9 protein-coding genes are annotated in these 4,714 nt (G+C 47.6%); all 9 read right to left on the reverse strand.

Annotated features, from left to right (window positions below; all coding sequences use genetic code 11):
* Positions 1 to 180, reverse strand: a 180-nt coding sequence (locus tag R1Y93_RS00405; protein WP_500821206.1) for a hypothetical protein, incomplete at its 3' end; no start/stop codon positions are given.
* A complete protein-coding gene (locus tag R1Y93_RS00410; RefSeq protein WP_500821207.1) occupies positions 164 to 667 on the reverse strand; it encodes a DEAD/DEAH box helicase family protein in 504 nt (167 codons plus the stop codon). The genes R1Y93_RS00410 and R1Y93_RS00405, both read right to left, overlap by 17 nt.
* Positions 668 to 1,114 (reverse strand): hypothetical protein, encoded by a 447-nt coding sequence (locus R1Y93_RS00415; protein WP_500821208.1) that lies wholly within the window; start codon positions 1,112 to 1,114, stop codon positions 668 to 670.
* Between the two features lie 19 nt (positions 1,115 to 1,133).
* Positions 1,134 to 2,276: an ATP-binding protein gene (locus tag R1Y93_RS00420; RefSeq protein WP_500821209.1), complete on the reverse strand. Its 1,143-nt coding sequence runs from the start codon at positions 2,274 to 2,276 to the stop codon at positions 1,134 to 1,136.
* Positions 2,277 to 3,569 carry an AAA family ATPase gene (locus R1Y93_RS00425; protein WP_500821210.1) on the reverse strand — a complete coding sequence of 431 codons (1,293 nt, stop codon included), beginning with the start codon at positions 3,567 to 3,569 and terminating at the stop codon, positions 2,277 to 2,279. It lies immediately after the preceding gene.
* Positions 3,553 to 3,936 carry a DUF3846 domain-containing protein gene (locus R1Y93_RS00430; RefSeq protein WP_500821211.1) on the reverse strand — a complete coding sequence of 128 codons (384 nt, stop codon included), beginning with the start codon at positions 3,934 to 3,936 and terminating at the stop codon, positions 3,553 to 3,555. The genes R1Y93_RS00425 and R1Y93_RS00430 overlap by 17 nt, the downstream gene beginning before the upstream one ends.
* A 102-nt stretch (positions 3,937 to 4,038) precedes the next feature.
* Positions 4,039 to 4,248, reverse strand: a complete 210-nt coding sequence (locus R1Y93_RS00435) for a hypothetical protein (RefSeq protein WP_500821212.1) — start codon at positions 4,246 to 4,248, stop codon at positions 4,039 to 4,041.
* Positions 4,223 to 4,369, reverse strand: coding sequence for a hypothetical protein (locus tag R1Y93_RS00440; protein WP_500821213.1), 147 nt, complete (start codon positions 4,367 to 4,369; stop codon positions 4,223 to 4,225). The genes R1Y93_RS00435 and R1Y93_RS00440 overlap by 26 nt, the downstream gene beginning before the upstream one ends.
* A gap of 45 nt (positions 4,370 to 4,414) precedes the next feature.
* Positions 4,415 to 4,627 carry a hypothetical protein gene (locus R1Y93_RS00445; protein WP_500821214.1) on the reverse strand — a complete coding sequence of 71 codons (213 nt, stop codon included), beginning with the start codon at positions 4,625 to 4,627 and terminating at the stop codon, positions 4,415 to 4,417.
* Positions 4,628 to 4,714 lie beyond the last annotated feature (87 nt).

The following is a 4,714-nucleotide window of genomic DNA, read 5'->3' on the forward strand; positions in this document are numbered from 1 at the left end:
GGGCAATTCCTTCCAGGTACGGATAAGTGCTATGCCGATACCACTTGCTTTAAAATCTCCTGCCTGTACGGATACACTGCTCATGTCAATTTTCAGTGGGATTGTCAGTGCTTTGATGGGGGACAGGTACCCTTCCTTGATTGCCTTAGGAAGGGTGTATTCGCTAAGCCAGGGATTCAAAATATACGCCAAGGTTCCGCATATCCCCACGGTCCGGTGTAGCTGTCACACCCAGCACATGGGCATCCGGGAAATGCTGCAGCACCCTCTGGTAGCTGTCAGAAATACAGTGGTGGGCTTCATCAATAATAATGGTATTAAAATAATCAGCCGGGAAACTTCCTAGCCTTTTCTCCCTCATCAGGGTCTGTACAGAGCCAACCACTACACGGAACCAGCTGCCCTGGCAGGAGCTTTCTGCTTTTTCCAAAGCACATCCAAGCCCCGTTGTTTTCATTAGCTTATCAGCGGCCTGATCCAGCAGCTCCCCTCTGTGTGCCAGAATCAGTACTCTGTCCCCATGCCGTACACAGTCTTCCGTTACCTTTGCAAATACCACCGTTTTTCCACAGCCCGTAGGAAGAACCAGCAGGGTTTTTAATACCCCGCTGTCCCACTGTTCAAAAATAGCTTCTTTTGCTTCCTTCTGATACGGTCTTAACTCCATTTAGAATCTCCCTGGTGTAAATGCCGGCTTTCCGTTATCTTTCGGATACAGCTTTTCAATGTAATTAAACTTCTTGCTTGGATCCTTAATGCCAGGCTTCAAGCCGATCTTTGCCCGTGCAATTTTGCCCGGCAGTGCGCCCCAGTCCATCCGCAGCTCTTCGCCCTCTTTTTTAAGGCCTGCACCACGGAACAGTTCCGACAGTTTCCACTCAAGACTGGTATGCAATACATAATTTTCACGAATAGTGATTTCACGTTCCGGAGCATGTACAGTAAAATACACAACCGCCATGTTGCATGGGGGAAGCTTCCCCTCCCCCTTTGATCTGCTGCGGTCAAACTTCTCAATAGTTACGTTATAGTCCCCTTCCGGGAGCGGTTCAAAATCCTGGGCATCCTGCTTAATAGAATCCTCCCAGCCTAATTCTCTTCCTTCTACTGCCATAATTCCTCATCCTCCTGATTTAATTAAACGGTACTTCCTGCTTCTCTTTCATTTCTTTGATTGCTGCATATACCTGATCCCAGCTTGCCACCAGCAGGCCTTCCACGATACCAGGGTTCACCTTGTCATAGTCCTTGATCTCCGTGCCAGTTGGTACATAACCTTTTGCTTCCACAACATTCTGTACATCCCATTCATCCACATGATAGGCCTCCATCAGGTCACGGAGAGCCTTTGGAATCTCAGGGTTGATGGTGCTGCTTCTGCTGGCAGGCTCCGGTGCTTTTGTGGGGTTATTGATGGGGAGTTCTATCTGCTCCCCAACAGCCATAGACGGCTCTGTCTTAGGTGCTTCCTGAACCGGTTCAGGCTGGTTCTGTACGGCCTGCTGCACAGGTGCAGTTTTTGGCTGTGTTTCTTTCACTGGTGCAGCATTTCCTTCAATGATTGCCCGGATGGTTTCATAGCTGAACGGTACTTCATCCGGCAGGCCATAGCGGTTCTTCGCATCCCAGCATGCATTATGGGTGGTGTACATCACACGCTCACCGCCTTGGGCCTTGCGTTTCTGCCCCTTATCATCCACTGCAATAGAAAATGTTTTATAGTTTGCAAACAGCAGCATGTCCGCCCATTCCTTTACAAGCGGCGAAGTCTGTGAAGTCGTTTTCTTCCCAAGCTTCAGTTCCCAACGATCATAGGCACCAAGCTCATCCGGCTGCTCAAACTTCTTGATCTGGGCGTGGGCGGTAAGCACTACATTAACACCGGCATCCTTTACCTCGGAAAGCTTATTTAAAAACCGTCCAATTTCTTCTTTTACGTAGGTATAGCCATTCCCATAGCCAAAATCCTCAATCCCGGACTTTCTGTGTTTGTCGCAGATGTACTGGATACACATGGCTTCCGCCCAGTCCATGGTGTCTATGATCAGGGTTTTACACATAGTCGGGTGTGTGCGGATATAATCCACCTGGTCCAGTAGCATCTGCCAGCTGGACGCTTTCGGGAGCCTTGCCACATTCATGGAATTTGTACTGCCCTCTGTATCAATAAACACCGGGTCCGGAAACTTACTGGCAAAAGTGGACTTGCCAATGCCTTCCGGCCCATAAATCACTACCTTTTTTGCACAGGGGATAACCCCTCTGATAATTTCCATTTAAAATGCACCTGCCTTCCATGCTTTCGGCTGTGGTTCTTCCGGATGTTCCTGTCCGGCCACATATCCGTCTTCGATAATAATGCTGCACTCATCACCTGTGGATACCCTGGTAGCAATTGCCTGCAGCTCTTCTGCTTCCAGCCACTGTCCAAACTCCTGCAGGGTCTTTTTGTCCATCTGTTCCAGCTTGTCCAGCAGGACAAAACCGCATTTCGGGTTAAGCTTCCGCACAATGGCAGTTGAAACAATCAGCCTTTCAGCGCCTGACATGTTGTCCCACTTCTGTCCTTTATAAACCAGTTCCCCTTCCTTTACGGATAATTCCGGAAGAGGAAGTTCTGCCGTATTCAACAGCTTATTCTTTTTATCACGGGTATCTTCCAGCTGCTTTGTAAGGTTGTTGTACTTGGTGCGGTACTCTTTGGCATCATCCTCTGCTTTTTCCTTGTCCAGGTTTGCCCTGACTTTACGGTTGATCTCTTCGATATTCGAAATGTTGGCTTCCAGTTCTTCTGTAGATTGGTCAACCAGATCCTTTGCAGATGTCTCTGCAATGTCCAGGTCTTTTACCAGCTGCAGATGTTTCTGCTTGGCTGCTTCCAGAAGTTCAGACAATCTGGTTACTTCCTCATGGGCACGCTTTACGGATTCCCGGAGCTGCACAGCCTGATCCCTCTTCCTCTGGTTCTCCCCATTCCTTGCCAGGATATCCTGCTGCTGCCGGATCAGTTCCGAAGGAGATACCAGATCTCTGGGGGCATCCGGATAATATGGCTGTTCTTTGGCAAACTTCTCTTTCTGGTCTGCAGTGCGTCCCACATACAGACGTTCCTGATATAGTTCTTTTTCTTCCTGTTCCAGTTCTGCCAGCTGTGGACCCACGCCAATGATCTGTAAAAGTACTTTTGCTTTCTCTGTTCCTGGTGCTTCCATAAACCTTGGGAGATCCAGGGCAAGCTGCTCCACAAACTCATTCAGGAGCTGCTGCCCGGCTTTCTGTCCGTTCGGGTCTGTGACTTTCAGGGCACTGTTCTTTCCCTTACGCTCCACCACCAGGCCATTGTTCATCACAATATGTAAGTTTGGCGGCACCATGGAGCCTTCTCTGGTACTCTGGGAAGGCTTGTAGTGGTCTCCGCCAAGCGCCCAGGCAATGGAATCCAGGACAGAAGTCTTTCCCTGCTGGTTATCTCCGCCAATGATGGTCAAACCGTTCTGTGCCGGTTCCAGCTTTACAGCTTTGATACGTTTTACATTCTCGATCTCGAGACGGTTAATTTTCATGCTCATGTCTTATCTCCTCTACTTTTTTCAGAAACTCAAAATCATCCATCAGCTTCTCCATCAGCTTTTCCGGTTCCAGTACTGCTGTGATGTCTTCAAAATGCGCTTCTGCCAGAATCACATCCCCTAAAATCGGTGATCCGTGCCTTGGCATGTCATACATCCAGCTGCCAAAGCGGTTTAATGGCAGGTTTTTGAAATAGCCGTCTTCATCCACCAGCATTATCACCGGTCTCTGAAAATAATTACCCATCTTGGCTGTATGGACAGTCTCAAAATGGCCTCCCAGAGCTTTCTGGACGCTCCTGAAATCGTCGAAATTCACATCAATGATGGAAATCTCGTTATTTGCTGAAATTTTTAATGTTTTCATTGATTTTTCTCGCTTTCTCCCCTACAATAAAGGGGTGCTAAACTGTTTACGTCCATTTGGACACCGGATCCTGTTGAGTTCGTGGCTCTTCAGGATCCTTTTTTATTTGGTTCTGGTCTCCATCGCCACCAGGATGATCCAAGCGACTACACTTAATGCAAGTGCGCCCATCCACCTGGTGCCGTCCCACTGCCAGATTGGCAGATAGGTTGCCAGCGTGCCGATCACACCGGCCGTGACCGTATCCTTGGCCATTTGCTTCATGGCTTGTCTCCTTTCCGCTGCCTTATCCGGCAGCTTTTTTCTTTTCATAATTCATTCCTTCCAATGCTTCCTCGATCCGCTGACGCACGATCTCGCAGGCACGCTTTCCGGAAATGATCTCTTTCTTTCCATCAACCTGAATCCTGGTGATGTATTCTATTTTGTTCACACCATCACCTCCTGTATTTATGGTATGGATAATGGTTGTACCGGGTTACTTCAGGATATTTTCTCTTTCGTGATTATCGCCCCCCAAAATTATTTTAATTACACGTCTTAACGCTTTTATGGCATATTTACTTCCGCCTGTCCCTGAAATTGAAATCTCATACGTTCCGTTGTCATCACAAACGCAGCTAACAGTGAATTTTTCTTTTCCGTATTTGGTTGTCTCATTACATACTGTTGGAAAATATTTTTTCTTCATCATGCACCTCTTTCTAAACACTGAACGCAATTTTGCGTTGAGTCATTTGGAATAAGATTTTCAGTTTCTTTCTAGATATCCAAACTA

The organism is Blautia sp. HA3515, assembly GCF_059933065.1.

Coding starts and splice junctions, on each gene's coding strand:
- R1Y93_RS00410 (WP_500821207.1), bottom strand. CDS start 667: ATGGAGTTAAGACCGTATCAGAAGGAAGCAAAAGAAGCTATTTTTGAA.
- R1Y93_RS00415 (WP_500821208.1), bottom strand. CDS start 1,114: ATGGCAGTAGAAGGAAGAGAATTAGGCTGGGAGGATTCTATTAAGCAG.
- R1Y93_RS00420 (WP_500821209.1), bottom strand. CDS start 2,276: ATGGAAATTATCAGAGGGGTTATCCCCTGTGCAAAAAAGGTAGTGATT.
- R1Y93_RS00425 (WP_500821210.1), bottom strand. CDS start 3,569: ATGAGCATGAAAATTAACCGTCTCGAGATCGAGAATGTAAAACGTATC.
- R1Y93_RS00430 (WP_500821211.1), bottom strand. CDS start 3,936: ATGAAAACATTAAAAATTTCAGCAAATAACGAGATTTCCATCATTGAT.
- R1Y93_RS00435 (WP_500821212.1), bottom strand. CDS start 4,248: ATGAAAAGAAAAAAGCTGCCGGATAAGGCAGCGGAAAGGAGACAAGCC.
- R1Y93_RS00445 (WP_500821214.1), bottom strand. CDS start 4,627: ATGAAGAAAAAATATTTTCCAACAGTATGTAATGAGACAACCAAATAC.